The sequence below is a fragment of the Pantoea sp. CFCC18177 genome (assembly GCF_059412425.1).
The window spans coordinates 385,731-398,817 of sequence record NZ_JBNBPL010000001.1; the positions used below are offsets into that span (position 1 = coordinate 385,731).

Annotated in this window: 14 protein-coding genes; 6 read left to right on the plus strand and 8 right to left on the minus strand. The window is 54.9% G+C overall.

The window, feature by feature from the left end; all coding sequences use genetic code 11:
- The first annotated feature begins 10 nt into the window (after positions 1–10).
- Together znuC and znuB are read left to right on the plus strand one after the other, a co-directional pair.
- On the plus strand, positions 11–763 hold the full coding sequence (znuC, locus tag ACPUC8_RS01740) for a zinc ABC transporter ATP-binding protein ZnuC (protein WP_039335321.1): 753 nt from the start codon (positions 11–13) through the stop codon (positions 761–763).
- Complete coding sequence (gene znuB / locus ACPUC8_RS01745) at positions 763–1,548, plus strand: zinc ABC transporter permease subunit ZnuB (RefSeq protein WP_494925487.1); 786 nt, start codon at positions 763–765, stop codon at positions 1,546–1,548. Before znuC ends, znuB begins: the two co-directional genes overlap by 1 nt.
- A gap of 45 nt (positions 1,549–1,593) precedes the next feature.
- On the opposite strand, the gene ruvB is transcribed toward znuB, so the two are convergent.
- From ruvB to aspS, 6 genes are all read right to left on the minus strand, one after another.
- Entirely contained in the window at positions 1,594–2,598 is a 1,005-nt protein-coding gene (gene ruvB / locus ACPUC8_RS01750; RefSeq protein WP_039335316.1) for a Holliday junction branch migration DNA helicase RuvB, read from the minus strand.
- Positions 2,599–2,606: 8 nt separating this feature from the next.
- Positions 2,607–3,221 carry a Holliday junction branch migration protein RuvA gene (gene ruvA / locus ACPUC8_RS01755; protein WP_058972514.1) on the minus strand — a complete coding sequence of 205 codons (615 nt, stop codon included), beginning with the start codon at positions 3,219–3,221 and terminating at the stop codon, positions 2,607–2,609.
- A 206-nt stretch (positions 3,222–3,427) separates the two neighbouring features.
- Entirely contained in the window at positions 3,428–3,955 is a 528-nt protein-coding gene (gene ruvC / locus ACPUC8_RS01760; protein ID WP_039335309.1) for a crossover junction endodeoxyribonuclease RuvC, read from the minus strand.
- Positions 3,956–3,992: 37 nt separating this feature from the next.
- Entirely contained in the window at positions 3,993–4,736 is a 744-nt protein-coding gene (locus tag ACPUC8_RS01765; RefSeq protein WP_034828649.1) for a YebC/PmpR family DNA-binding transcriptional regulator, read from the minus strand.
- 323 nt (positions 4,737–5,059) lie between these two features.
- The gene (nudB, locus tag ACPUC8_RS01770; protein WP_058972515.1) at positions 5,060–5,491 is read right to left on the minus strand and encodes a dihydroneopterin triphosphate diphosphatase; all 432 of its coding nucleotides are present in this window, start codon (positions 5,489–5,491) and stop codon (positions 5,060–5,062) included.
- A complete protein-coding gene (aspS, locus tag ACPUC8_RS01775) occupies positions 5,491–7,272 on the minus strand; it encodes an aspartate--tRNA ligase (RefSeq protein WP_494925488.1) in 1,782 nt (593 codons plus the stop codon). The genes nudB and aspS overlap by 1 nt, the downstream gene beginning before the upstream one ends.
- Positions 7,273–7,506: 234 nt before the next feature.
- On the opposite strand from aspS, the gene ACPUC8_RS01780 reads away from it, so the two are divergent.
- From ACPUC8_RS01780 to cmoB, 3 genes are all read left to right on the plus strand, one after another.
- On the plus strand, positions 7,507–8,328 hold the full coding sequence (locus ACPUC8_RS01780; RefSeq protein WP_039335303.1) for a DUF72 domain-containing protein: 822 nt from the start codon (positions 7,507–7,509) through the stop codon (positions 8,326–8,328).
- A 75-nt stretch (positions 8,329–8,403) separates the two neighbouring features.
- On the plus strand, positions 8,404–9,132 hold the full coding sequence (gene cmoA / locus ACPUC8_RS01785) for a carboxy-S-adenosyl-L-methionine synthase CmoA (RefSeq protein ID WP_039335302.1): 729 nt from the start codon (positions 8,404–8,406) through the stop codon (positions 9,130–9,132).
- On the plus strand, positions 9,129–10,097 hold the full coding sequence (gene cmoB / locus ACPUC8_RS01790; protein WP_494925489.1) for a tRNA 5-methoxyuridine(34)/uridine 5-oxyacetic acid(34) synthase CmoB: 969 nt from the start codon (positions 9,129–9,131) through the stop codon (positions 10,095–10,097). Before cmoA ends, cmoB begins: the two co-directional genes overlap by 4 nt.
- Positions 10,098–10,100: 3 nt before the next feature.
- On the opposite strand, the gene ACPUC8_RS01795 is transcribed toward cmoB, so the two are convergent.
- A complete protein-coding gene (locus ACPUC8_RS01795; RefSeq protein WP_039335300.1) occupies positions 10,101–10,721 on the minus strand; it encodes a LysE family translocator in 621 nt (206 codons plus the stop codon).
- 175 nt (positions 10,722–10,896) lie between these two features.
- Here ACPUC8_RS01795 and ACPUC8_RS01800 point away from each other — a divergent pair, with 175 nt between their 5' ends.
- Positions 10,897–11,994, plus strand: a complete 1,098-nt coding sequence (locus tag ACPUC8_RS01800) for a glycerol dehydrogenase (RefSeq protein WP_039335299.1) — start codon at positions 10,897–10,899, stop codon at positions 11,992–11,994.
- A 71-nt stretch (positions 11,995–12,065) separates the two neighbouring features.
- Here the strand turns inward: ACPUC8_RS01800 and ACPUC8_RS01805 are convergent, their stop codons facing one another.
- The gene (locus ACPUC8_RS01805) at positions 12,066–12,926 is read right to left on the minus strand and encodes a hypothetical protein (RefSeq protein WP_039335298.1); all 861 of its coding nucleotides are present in this window, start codon (positions 12,924–12,926) and stop codon (positions 12,066–12,068) included.
- Between the last annotated feature and the right edge of the window lie 161 nt (positions 12,927–13,087).

The following is a 13,087-nucleotide window of genomic DNA, read 5'->3' on the forward strand; positions in this document are numbered from 1 at the left end:
CGTAAATACTATGTCGTCACTTGTTACACTTGAAAACATTTCAGTGAAGTTCTCTCAGCGTCCCGTGCTGGCAGGCATTAGCCTGTCACTGGAACCGGGAAAAATCCTCACGCTGCTTGGGCCAAATGGCGCAGGTAAATCGACGCTGGTGCGCACGGTACTGGGTTTGCTGACCCCCACCAGCGGTACAGTTAAACGTACGCCGGGTTTACGCATCGGCTATGTGCCACAGAAACTGCATATCGACCCCACTCTGCCGATCACCGTTGAGCGTTTTATGCGCCTGACACGAGGCAGCCAGCGTGATGCCATTCTGCCTGCGTTAAAACGCGTTCAGGCGGGTCATCTGTTGCAGGCCCCCCTGCAAAAGCTTTCTGGTGGTGAAACACAGCGCGTGTTGCTGGCCCGTGCCCTGCTCAACCAGCCGCAACTCCTGGTGTTGGATGAGCCCACACAGGGCGTTGACGTCAACGGTCAGGTTGCACTCTACGATTTAATCGATCAGCTTCGTGGTGAACTCAACTGCGGCGTGCTGATGGTCTCACATGACCTGCATCTGGTGATGGCGAAAACGGATGAAGTGTTGTGCCTCAACCATCACATCTGCTGTTCCGGCACGCCAGAAGCGGTGTCGCAGCATCCCGAGTTTATTGCCATGTTCGGCCCACGCGGCGCGCAGCAGTTGGCTATCTATCGCCATAACCACAATCACCGTCACGATCTACAAGGACGTATTGTTCTGCGAAAAGGAAAGGGTTCCTGATGATTGAACTGTTATTACCCGGCTGGCTCGGTGGTGTTTTGCTGGCGCTGGCGGCGGGTCCGTTAGGCTCATTCGTGGTCTGGCGTCGCATGTCCTATTTCGGCGATACCCTGGCGCATGCCTCACTGCTGGGTGTGGCGTTTGGGCTACTGCTGAATGTGAATCCCTATTACGCCGTCATTCTGGTGACCGTTTGCCTGGCGTTGGGTCTGGTATGGCTGGAGCGGCGTCCGCATCTGGCCATTGACACCCTGCTCGGCATCATGGCGCACAGCGCGCTGTCGCTGGGCCTGGTGGTAGTCAGCCTGATGCAAGGCGTGCGCGTCGATTTGATGGCGTATCTGTTTGGCGATTTACTGGCTGTCACGCCAGATGATTTGTGGATGATGGGGGGCGGCGTAGCGATTGTGTTGACGGTGATGGCTTGGCAGTGGCGTTCGCTGTTATCCATGACCATCAGCCCCGAACTGGCGCAGGTTGATGGTGTGAATATTCAACGCACGCGCTTGATGCTGATGCTGGTAACGGCGTTGACCATTGGTGTGGCGATGAAATTTGTCGGTGCGCTGATCATCACCTCACTACTGATTATTCCCGCCGCTACCGCGCGCCGTTTTTCACGTTCACCCGAGCAGATGGCGGGCTTTGCAGTGCTGATTGGCATTTTGGCTGTGACGGGGGGATTAACTTTCTCCGCCACCTATGACACGCCTGCAGGCCCGTCGGTGGTGCTGTGTGCCGCCGTGCTGTTCATCCTGAGCATGGCAAAAAAACCGGCGGCATAGCGAGGTGCGCAGTGATGCGCACCTGTAAAACCAGCCTGACGCGAATTACTCTTCGCGACTGATACCGAAATGCTTGTAAGCATGCTGCGTGGCCAGACGGCCGCGCGGTGTGCGCTGAATGAATCCCTGCTGGATCAGGAAGGGTTCAATGACATCCTCAATGGTTTCCCGCTCTTCACCAATCGCCGCTGCCAGGTTATCCAACCCCACCGGCCCACCGGAGAATTTGTCGATAATGGCCAATAACAGTTTGCGGTCCATGTAATCAAAGCCCTGATTATCGACATTCAGCATATCGAGCGCACTCGCGGAGACTTCCCCACTCATGTTGCCGTTGGCGCGCACTTCCGCATAGTCACGTACACGCCGCAACAGACGGTTTGCAATACGTGGTGTGCCACGCGCACGACGCGCCACTTCCAGTGCCCCTTCTTCACTTAACGACAGGCCCAGGCAAGCCGCGCTACGGCTGACGATGTGTTGCAAATCTGGCACGTTATAGAACTCAAGACGCTGCACAATGCCGAAGCGGTCACGCAGCGGCGAAGTCAGTGAACCGGCACGCGTGGTCGCGCCAATCAAGGTAAACGGCGGCAGATCGAGTTTGATGGAACGCGCCGCTGGACCTTCACCGATCATGATGTCCAGCTGATAATCTTCCATCGCTGGGTAAAGCACCTCTTCCACCACTGGCGACAGACGGTGAATCTCATCGATAAACAGTACGTCGTGCGGCTCAAGGTTGGTCAGCATGGCCGCCAGATCGCCCGCCTTCTCCAACACCGGCCCAGAGGTGGTGCGCAGGTTAACCCCCATCTCGTTGGCGACAATGTTTGCCAGCGTGGTTTTACCCAGCCCAGGTGGGCCGAAAATCAACAGATGGTCAAGGGCATCACCACGCAGTTTCGCCGCCTGGATGAAAATCTCCATCTGCTCACGCACCTGCGGCTGGCCGACATATTCCGCCAGCAGTTTAGGGCGAATTGCGCGGTCGAGACTCTCTTCTTCGTTTAAAGGGACACCCGAAACCAGGCGATCGGCTTCAATCATGCATTACCTCAAATAGCTGCGCGCAGGGCTTCACGAATCAGGGTTTCACAGTCCGCATCAGGTTTGCCTACTTTGCTGATCATGCGGCTGGCTTCCTGCGGTTTATAGCCCAGTGCCACCAGTGCTGCAACTGCTTCAGCTTCCGCATCATTGCTCTGTGGCGCTTCGGATGGGGTGGTCAACGTAAAGGTTGAGTCACTGCCGAACAGATCGCCGTGCATGCCTTTAAAGCGATCTTTCATCTCAACTACCAGGCGCTCGGCGGTTTTCTTGCCCACGCCCGGCAGCTTGATCAGTGATGCAATCTCTTCACGCTCAACGGCGGTGACAAACTGCTGTGCGGACATCCCGGACAGGATAGCCAGCGCCAGCTTCGGCCCGACGCCGTTCACTTTCACTAATTCACGGAACAGTGCACGCTCCTGCTTATTGTTGAAACCAAACAGCAGTTGCGCATCTTCTCGCACCACAAACTGGGTGAAGATAATCGCTTCCTGGTTGATGTCCGGCAGCTCATAGAAGCAGGTCATTGGCATATGTACTTCATAACCGACACCGTGCGCCTCAATTAACACCAGCGGCGGCTGTTTTTCCAGAATGTTGCCTCGTAGACGACCAATCACCTGAGCAGTTCCTTATAAAAGTCGATTCATACTCTAAATATTTACCCTGACAGCACCGCGGCAACCGAGAGAACCCCGACTTGCTTACTGTGTTAAGCGATTCGGATGAACGAGGGCAGACAACGCATCAGTCAGTGCAACATGACGGGTATTTATAACATAAAAAAGGCTGGATCAATATCCAGCCTTCATCTCTGTCGCCTTTATCAACCCGACCGTAATCGACCGCGCGTCATCACCAGTTTTGTATCACTCAACCGCGACGCATTCTGACTGAGATGGCAATGGGTAATCGCGATGGCCAACGCATCAGCGGCATCCGCTTGCGGATTAGCAGGGAGTTTCAGCAAAGTACGCACCATATGCTGCACCTGACTTTTTTCCGCGCCGCCGGTACCGGTGACCGTTTGCTTGACTTGCCTTGCGGCATATTCAAAAACCGGCAGATCGAGGTTCACAGCGGCGACAATGGCAGCACCACGTGCCTGCCCCAGCTTCAACGCGGAGTCGGCATTCTTCGCCATGAAGACTTGCTCAATGGCGAAATAATCCGGTGAGAATTGGGTGATGATTTCACTTACCCCGGCGTAAATGAGCTTGAGGCGAGATGGCAGGTCGGTGACATTGGTACGGATGCAGCCGCTGCCCAGATAGCTGAGTTGGCGGCCCACCTGACGAATCACACCGTAACCGGTGACGCGCGAACCGGGGTCAATCCCGAGAATGATCGCCACTACGCGCCTCCGGCCGTTAGGTTAGTGGATAACGCCATTACAGCGTTTCCGCAACCTCATCAGAAATTTCACCGTTGTGGTAAACTTCCTGCACATCGTCGCAATCTTCCAGCATGTCGATCAGACGCAGCAGTTTCGGTGCAGTTTCGGCATCCATTTCTGCTTTGGTCGAAGGAATCATTGAGACTTCTGCGGTATCGGCTTTCAGGCCACCGGCTTCCAGTGCATCACGCACGGCACCCAGCTCTTCCCAGGCCGTAAAGACATCAATTGCGCCATCGTCGTAGCTGACCACGTCTTCTGCACCGGCTTCTAATGCCGCTTCCATCACTGCATCTTCATCCTGACCCGGCGCAAAAGAGATCACACCCTTTTTGCTGAACAGGTAAGAAACAGAACCATCGGTACCAAGATTTCCGCCGGTTTTGGTGAACGCGTGGCGTACTTCACCCACGGTACGGTTACGGTTGTCACTCAGGCACTCAATCATCACGGCTGAGCCGCCAGGACCGTAACCTTCATAGATGATGGTTTCCATGTTGGAATCATCTTCACCGCCCACACCGCGTGCAATCGCACGGTTCATGGTGTCACGCGTCATGTTGTTGGACAGGGCTTTGTCCATTGCTGCGCGCAGACGCGGGTTAGAGCCGGCATCGCCGCCGCCCAGTTTCGCTGCGGTCACCAGTTCACGAATGATTTTGGTGAAGATTTTGCCGCGCTTAGCATCCTGCGCCGCCTTGCGGTGCTTGGTGTTCGCCCACTTACTGTGTCCAGCCATCTTTACTGTTTCTCCGATCTTTAACAGGGTGCAGGCTATCTCACTTGCAATCTTGTTCCCCGGCAGTGCTCGCAATCCTCACGTACAAGAGTACGCTCCGGTTGCTGTGCGCTGGCGGTGAACAACCTTGCTGCGACGATAACGCCTGACTGTTCAATATTGGGGGCGTATAACTGACAATGTGTGTCGATTACGCCCATCTATTCAATTTAGCGGTGCGAGATGGATGTCTGGCACCGGATTTTAGTACGAAGGAAATACGCTTCGTCGAATTTGTGGAATCTACCTTAATCGCCGCCAAAAAAACGCGCGGCGGCGGGCATTCAGGTAAATTCTTCGATTGCCTGGCGGTTACTCCAGGACTTGGTTAAGGCTGCGGCAGCGGCGGGGTCCAGCCAGCGGGCGGCGAGGTGTTCGGTGAGCAGCAAATCGCGCTCCTGCGGCAGTGCCAGCCGGAACCAGTGTTCACGGTTATGGGTGGTGCCTGGCGCATAGCGATGGCGATAGTGCGGGAAGATTTCAAACTCAATGTGTTTGTGACAATCATCCAGCACCAACTGTTCACCGACAACGTCGATACCGAGCTCTTCTGTTACCTCTCGTTGTGCGGCCTGACGCGGGGTTTCACCCGCCTCAAGGCTGCCCGTGACGGATTGCCAAAAGCTGGCATCGTCACGTCGCTGCAGCATTAACACCCGGCCGGTATCTCGCGCAAAAATCACCACCAGCACCGAAACCGGGTATTTATAGCCCATTACTTGTTCTCTGACTTTTCTTTCTTCGGTGCCACCAAAATGCCCAAATCCAACAGCGCTGCCGGGTTGGCTTCACTTGGTGCTTCGGTCATCAGACACGCAGCTGCGGTGGTTTTCGGGAACGCGATAACATCACGGATGTTGTCGGTGCCGGTTAGCAACATAGTCAGACGATCCAGACCAAACGCCAGGCCCGCATGCGGTGGAGTACCGTACTTCAGTGCGTCCAGCAGGAAGCCAAACTTCTCGCGCTGCTCTTCTTCGGTGATGCCGAGGATGCTGAACACCGTCTGCTGCATTTTACCGTTATGGATACGCACTGAACCGCCACCCACTTCGTAACCGTTGATCACCATATCGTAGGCATTCGCTACCGCCTGCGTTGGATCTACCGCCAACTGCTCAGCCGTCAGTTCTTTTGGTGAAGTGAACGGATGGTGCATCGCCGCCAGACCGCCCTCTTCGTCCGCTTCGAACATCGGGAAGTCGATCACCCACAGCGGGGCCCACGCTTTCTCATCGGTGATTTGCAGATCGCGACCCACTTTCAGACGCAGTGCGCCCAGCGCATCCGCCACCACTTTGGCACGGTCAGCGCCGAAGAAGATCAGGTCACCATCTTGTGCAGCAGTGCGGCTCAGGATCGCTTCAACGATTTCCGGGGTAAGGAATTTCGCCACCGGGCTCTGTACACCCTCGAAGCCTTTCGCACGCTCGTTGATCTTCATCCACGCCAAACCTTTAGCGCCGTAGATCTCAACAAACTTGCCGTATTCATCAATCTGCTTACGGGTCAGCGCCGCGCCGCCTGGCACACGCAGGGCAGCAACACGGCCTTTAGGATCGTTAGCCGGGCCCGCGAACACCTGGAATTCGACGCTTTTCAACAGGTCAGCCACGTCCACCAGTTCCATTGGGTTACGCAGGTCTGGTTTGTCGGAGCCGTAACGGTTCATCGCTTCGGCGAAAGTCATCTGTGGGAAGTCACCGAGGTCCACGCCTTTCACATCAATCCACAGTTCGCGGATCAGACGCTCCATCTTTTCACGCACCTGCTCGGCGGTCATGAAAGAGGTTTCTACGTCGATCTGGGTGAATTCCGGCTGACGGTCAGCACGCAGGTCTTCGTCACGGAAGCACTTCACGATCTGGTAGTAGCGGTCAAAGCCGGACATCATCAACAACTGTTTAAACAGCTGTGGAGACTGCGGCAATGCGTAGAACTTACCTTTGTGCACACGGCTCGGCACCAGATAGTCACGTGCGCCTTCTGGCGTGGCTTTGGTCAGCATCGGCGTTTCGATATCGAGGAAGCCCTCGTTATCCATAAAGCGGCGCACGAAGCTGGTGATTTTCGCACGGGTTTTCAGACGCTGCGCCATTTCCGGACGACGCAGGTCCAGATAGCGATAGGTCAGGCGCGCTTCTTCGCTGTTGGTCTGGTTGGAGTCCAGCGGCAGGGGTTCAGCACGGTTAATAATGTTCAGTTCATGGGCGAAGACTTCAACATCACCGGTCGCCATGTCGCTGTTGCGGTTTTTTTCTTCACGTGCACGCACGGTGCCGGTGATCTGGATACAGAATTCGTTGCGCAGCTCAGATGCCAGCTGGAAAGCTTCCTGACGATCGGCGTCGAAGAATACCTGAGCGATACCTTCACGGTCGCGCATATCGATAAAAATCAGGCTGCCCAGATCGCGACGGCGATTAACCCAGCCGCAGAGAGTGACTTGCTGACCCACGTGGGACAGATTGAGCTGTCCGCAATATTCTGTACGCATAACGTATCCTTTTAACTTCGCCGCTGCTGCCAGACAACATCAGGCCGCGTAACCTTCTGAGATGCTGTCGCAAAAAAGGCGGCTATTATAATGGAAAAACCCAGGCAGGATAAGTAGAGCCAGATCAAAGCGAATAAATGATCGGCAATTATCGTCGCTGTTTTTCCTGCCAACAGAGAAACAGGTTACATTACGCCACACATTCCCGCACACAAAGGATTCAGGAGCACCGGTTTGACACTTCGTATTGGGTTACCGCAATGGCAGCATCCGCGCTGGAAAATGTTCGGGCTGGAAACGCTCGCCGATTACGCCCAGCTGTTTGACTGTGTTGAAGGCAACACCACGCTCTACGCTTTACCGACGCCAGAAGTGGTGATGCGTTGGCGCGACATGACGCACGATGATTTTCGCTTTTGCTTTAAATTTCCCAAAAGCATCAGCCATACCGCCGCGCTGCGAAACTGTGACGACCTGCTCAACGAGTTCTTCCGCTTGCTCGACCCGCTCAGCCAGCGTATTGGCCAGTACTGGCTGCAACTGCCCGCCACTTTTTCACCGGCCCAGTTGCCAGACTTATGGGGATTTTTAGACAGTTTGCCCCGCAACTTCCGTTACGGCGTGGAAGTGCGCCACGAGCAGTTTTTCGCCAAAGGCGATGCGGAACGCGCTTTCAATCGCGGCCTGCTGGAACGTGGCGTTAATCGCGTGATCCTCGATAGCCGCCCGGTGCACGCCTCCACCTCGCAAACCGCTGCCGCCGTAGATGCCCGGGCGAAAAAGCCGCGCGTGCCGCCTCACGCAGTGCGTAGCGGGTCGCAGCCGATGGTACGCTTTATCGGCAGCGACAGCGTTGAAGAGAGTCTGCCGTTGTTTGCGCCTTGGCGGAAAAAGCTGGCGGAGTGGCAGCATGACAGCGATCCCATGCTGTTTATTCATACGCCGGATATGGGCGAGGTGTTTCCGCTACTGCAGGCGCTGTGGCCACAGTTGCTGCAACTGGAACCCTCATTGCGCAATCTGCCTGACTGGCCGCAACAATCGAGTCTGTTCTAAACTCAAAGCGGGTGCAGCCTGCGGCAGTTTCTGCCAGAATAGCGCCCTTTCCGTTTTCTCTCCGGACCTTTCATTATGTCTGACCGCGATACGCTATTTTCCGCACCTATCGACAAGCTGGGTGACTGGACCTTTGACGAGCGCGTGGCTGAAGTCTTTCCCGATATGATTCAGCGCTCGGTGCCGGGCTATTCCAATATCATTTCGATGATTGGCATGCTGGCAGAACGCTTTGTGCAGCCCAACAGCCAGGTTTACGATTTGGGTTGCTCGTTGGGTGCAGCCACGCTCTCCGTCCGCCGCAACATTCATGTGCCGGGCTGCCAGATTATTGCCGTGGATAATTCACCGGCGATGGTTGAGCGTTGCCGCCGCCACATCGATGCCTTCCGCGCGGATACGCCGGTGCAGGTGATCGAAGCGGATATTCAGGATATCCATATCGAGAATGCTTCGATGGTAGTACTGAACTTCACGCTGCAATTCCTTGAGCCACCTGCCCGTCTTGAGCTGCTGAAGAAAATCGCGCAGGGCCTGAACCCCGGCGGCGCGCTGGTGTTGTCAGAAAAATTCAGCTTTGAAGATGCCGACGTTGGCGAACTGCTGTTTAACATGCATCACGACTTCAAACGTGCCAATGGTTATAGCGAATTAGAGATCAGCCAGAAGCGCAGCATGCTGGAAAACGTGATGTTGACGGACAGCGTCGAAGCCCATAAAGCGCGGCTGAAAACGGCCGGTTTCGCCCATGCTGAGTTGTGGTTCCAGTGCTTTAATTTTGGTTCTTTGGTAGCGTTGAAATGATTGATTTTGGCCGTTTTTATCAGCAAATCGCCACGGGGCCACTCGCCAGTTGGCTTGAAGTCCTGCCTGCACAAGTTGCGGCGTGGCAACGCGAAAACCTCCACGGGAAATTCCGTGACTGGGAGAAATCAGTTGAGTATTTACCTCTACTGACGCCGCAAAAGCTGGATTTGCTGAACAGCGTCAGTGCGCAAGCTGACAACCTCAGCGATCGTCAGCGTCTGGGTATTGAGAATCTGCTGCGCAATTTAATGCCTTGGCGCAAAGGGCCGTATTCCCTGTACGGCACTGACATCGATACCGAATGGCGCTCCGACTGGAAATGGGATCGCGTATTGCCGCACATCTCTCCCCTGACGCATCGTACCGTGTTGGATGTGGGTTGTGGCAGCGGCTATCACATGTGGCGCATGATCGGTGCAGGCGCAAAACTGGTGGTCGGCATCGACCCGATGCAACTGTTCCTGTGCCAGTTTGAAGCCGTGCGTAAACTGCTGGGCGACGATCGCCGCGCGCATCTGTTGCCCCTCGGCATTGAGCAACTGCCTGCACTGCAAGCTTTTGATACCGTGTTCTCGATGGGCGTGTTGTATCACCGCCGTTCACCGCTCGATCATCTGCTGCAGTTGAAAAATCAGTTGGTGAGTGACGGCGAACTGGTGCTGGAAACCCTGGTGGTTGAAGGGGACGAAAACACCGTGTTGGTGCCAGGTGAACGCTATGCGCAGATGCGTAACGTTTACTTCATCCCCTCTGCTGCCGCCTTAAAAGGCTGGCTGGAGAAGTGTGGTTTTGTTGATGTCCGCATCGCTGATTACGCTGTGACTTCAGTGGAAGAACAGCGCCGTACCCCTTGGATGACCAGCGAATCACTGGCCGAGTTCCTTGATCCTAATGACAGCAGCAAAACGGTAGAAGGCTATCCAGCACCACTGCGTGCGGTACTGGTGGCACGCAAGCCCTAGTGCTTATCGCCGCGACAGCGCCAGCTTCGCGGCGAAACCGATAAACACGCAGCCGGTCAAACGATCCATCACTTTCAATACCGCCGGACGGCGCAGGTGCGCGGCAAAATACTGGCTGCCGCCGATCAGCACTGCATTCCACACCAAGCCAATCGCCATATGCGTTAACGCCATCAAGGTACACCACAGCGGCACTGACGCACCGGCCGGAATAAACTGCGGCAGGAAGGTGACATAAAATACGCCGACTTTCGGATTCAGCAGGTTACCGAGTAATCCACGAGAGAAGCAGGCGACATAGCTTTGCTCTTTTGTTTGTACTCCCTGCCCCTCTTCGGCTTGGGTGCGCGGATTAAGCAGCAGTTTGACCCCGAGGTAGAGCAAATAAGCGGCACCCACCCACTTCAGCAGGTTATAGGCCATTTCAGATGCCAGCAGCAGCGCGCCTAAACCTAAGCCCACCGCCACGCCCCACACCAGACAACCCAGCGTCACGCCAAAAGCCGTCGCTGAAGCACGTTTCCAACCCTGGGCGGCGGCAGAACGCAGCACCAGTGCGGTGTCAAAACCCGGTGTCAGAGTCAGAATGGTGATCGCAAACAGAAAAGATAAAATCAGTGTCATGGCCTGCTCCTTGTTTATGCGCCGCTATCTTAACGCTCTCGTAACATATTGACGATAATTACCTTCCGTCAGTAATTGATAATAATTCTCAACTTGCCAGTTATGGTTAAATCTTCGTCATCTAACTGTGTCACCTTAGCAGCAACTGCTTTTCTCACATCAAGGAGTTGTCGCTATGAGTAAATTCATTTTTTCTTCTCCGCGTAAGTATGTTCAAGGCGCCGGTGTACTGGATGAGTTGGGAACCTATGTTGCTGAACTCGGGCAGCATGCGTTTCTGGTGGCTGACGATATCGTCTGGAATCTGATTGGTGAACGCACGCAGAAAACGTTGCAGGCGGCAGGGATTGAATTCAGCCGCCAGCCGTTTAACGGTGAAGCCTCCAGCAATGAGATCAACCGCTTAACGCAGCTGGCAAAATCACAGGGCAGCAATGTGGTGGTCGGCCTTGGCGGCGGTAAAACCCTGGACACCGTCAAAGCGATTGCCGATGAGCTGAAACAGCCGGTTGCGATTGTACCCACCGTGGCCTCAACCGATGCGCCTTGCAGCGCGTTGTCGGTGATCTACTCGGACAGTGGTGTGTTTGAAAGCTATCGTTTTTACAGTAAAAACCCTGACCTGGTGTTAGTTGATACCGCAGTCTGCGCATCTGCGCCTGCCCGCCTGTTTGCATCTGGCATTGCCGATGGTCTGGCAACCTGGGTGGAAGCACAAGCGGTGCTGCGCTCTCATGCCAAGTCGATGGTGAATGGTGATCCGACTATCGCCGGGACTGCCATTGCACGTGCCTGCGAAGAGACGCTGCTGACGTGGGGATTCAGCGCCTACACCGCAGTGAGCGAAAAGCGCGTCACGCCAGCGGTAGAAGCCGTGGTGGAAGCGAACACCCTGCTCTCTGGTTTAGGTTTTGAAAACGCCGGTCTGGCCGGTGCCCATGCGATTCACAATGGGTTTACCGCCATTGATGGCGATATCCATCATCTGACCCATGGCGAGAAAGTGGCATACGGCACGCTGACGCAGATGGTACTGGAACAGCGCCCTGACGAAGAGATTGCGCGTTACATTCGCTTCTATCGCGCGATCAAGATGCCGACCACGCTGAAGGAGCTGCACCTGGAGAATGAATCCTGGGAGAATCTGGTGCGTGTTGGGGCGCTGGCGAACAGTGAGGGCGATACCCTGAAAAACCTCAATCCAAACCTGTCAGCGGAAGATATTGCCAACGCGATTGTGGCGGTGGATGCATTTAGTCAAACCGTGAAATAACATCGCGCGATGATCGCGCCGCTACAAAGTATGCACGTCGTAGCGGCGCAATTTATTGCGCAATCTCTCCATCAGTCCCCGTCATCCGCCATCGCCGGTGGTCGATCCCAATACTGATACTTGTAAGCCGAACTCAAATGGCGCTCGATGGTGCCCTTGGCAAACACTTCGGTTTCATGCAGGTAACTCAGCGTGCAATTACCTACTTCGTCCCACAGTTGGCATTCATCAACCGAATGCAAAGTACTCACCGGGGTGGTCGATAAGCCATTGAGCCGCATTTCGCGCCATTGGTTATCGTAACTGTAAGTATCTTTGCTGCGCGCGCTGGAGGATGACGTCACCAGCCCTTGCGGGTTCCAGTGCCAGGTGTTTTCACCGTTAGTGGACGTATCACTGCCCCGCGCCACGCTTTTTTCCAGCCGGAAGTGTTTGTCATAACGGTAGGTGGTATCGCTAAATCCGTCTTTACCCATGCTAGTGAATTTGTCTGAAGAACTGACAATGTTGCCATGCTGCCCCATTTGCCAACTGATAGTGCCCTGACGGTTATCCACCACTTCCTCTTTGCCGGCTTTGATCACTTTCACCAGATAGGCATATTCAGCGACCCAACCACGCTGCACGCGGGCAATGTGCTGCTCCATGGTCAGCACCACATTGCCTTCGTTTTTATCGTAGGTAATGTCTGCTACCATCAAATCCCCACACTGGTCAAACTGCCCCAGCACCCGTTTTTGTGAATCAACGTCTTTGCCGAACTCACCTGCCACCACCTGACGCACCGCGCCTTTGGCATCACCGCCCAGCATGATCCAGTTATTGCTGCTGGTGATGTTTTTGCTGAATGGCGGACAGGCCGTACTCGCCGCCAGCGCAACGCCGGATACAGGAAACAGCAGCACTAAAACAGCACAAGAGAAGGATTTCATGAGGATTTATCCGTAGCAGCCATGAACTAATCAAAGCATCTTTTTGCGTAACGCGCTATCAACGGCCGAACGACAGATAAAAAGAACCCCAGCAAGAAGCTCTGGGGTTTGGTACTTGCAAACATCACGTCCTGGGTATGGCGTGCTGCGCGGCAAAAACG

What these genes read in the sequence shown, in the direction of transcription:
- znuC (WP_039335321.1), top strand. Translation starts at nt 11, where the DNA reads ATGTCGTCACTTGTTACACTTGAAAACATTTCAGTGAAGTTCTCTCAG.
- znuB (WP_494925487.1), top strand. Translation starts at nt 763, where the DNA reads ATGATTGAACTGTTATTACCCGGCTGGCTCGGTGGTGTTTTGCTGGCG.
- ruvB (WP_039335316.1), bottom strand. Translation starts at nt 2,598, where the DNA reads ATGATTGAAGCCGATCGCCTGGTTTCGGGTGTCCCTTTAAACGAAGAA.
- ACPUC8_RS01765 (WP_034828649.1), bottom strand. Translation starts at nt 4,736, where the DNA reads ATGGCTGGACACAGTAAGTGGGCGAACACCAAGCACCGCAAGGCGGCG.
- nudB (WP_058972515.1), bottom strand. Translation starts at nt 5,491, where the DNA reads ATGGGCTATAAATACCCGGTTTCGGTGCTGGTGGTGATTTTTGCGCGA.
- aspS (WP_494925488.1), bottom strand. Translation starts at nt 7,272, where the DNA reads ATGCGTACAGAATATTGCGGACAGCTCAATCTGTCCCACGTGGGTCAG.
- cmoA (WP_039335302.1), top strand. Translation starts at nt 8,404, where the DNA reads ATGTCTGACCGCGATACGCTATTTTCCGCACCTATCGACAAGCTGGGT.
- cmoB (WP_494925489.1), top strand. Translation starts at nt 9,129, where the DNA reads ATGATTGATTTTGGCCGTTTTTATCAGCAAATCGCCACGGGGCCACTC.
- ACPUC8_RS01795 (WP_039335300.1), bottom strand. Translation starts at nt 10,721, where the DNA reads ATGACACTGATTTTATCTTTTCTGTTTGCGATCACCATTCTGACTCTG.
- ACPUC8_RS01800 (WP_039335299.1), top strand. Translation starts at nt 10,897, where the DNA reads ATGAGTAAATTCATTTTTTCTTCTCCGCGTAAGTATGTTCAAGGCGCC.
- ACPUC8_RS01805 (WP_039335298.1), bottom strand. Translation starts at nt 12,926, where the DNA reads ATGAAATCCTTCTCTTGTGCTGTTTTAGTGCTGCTGTTTCCTGTATCC.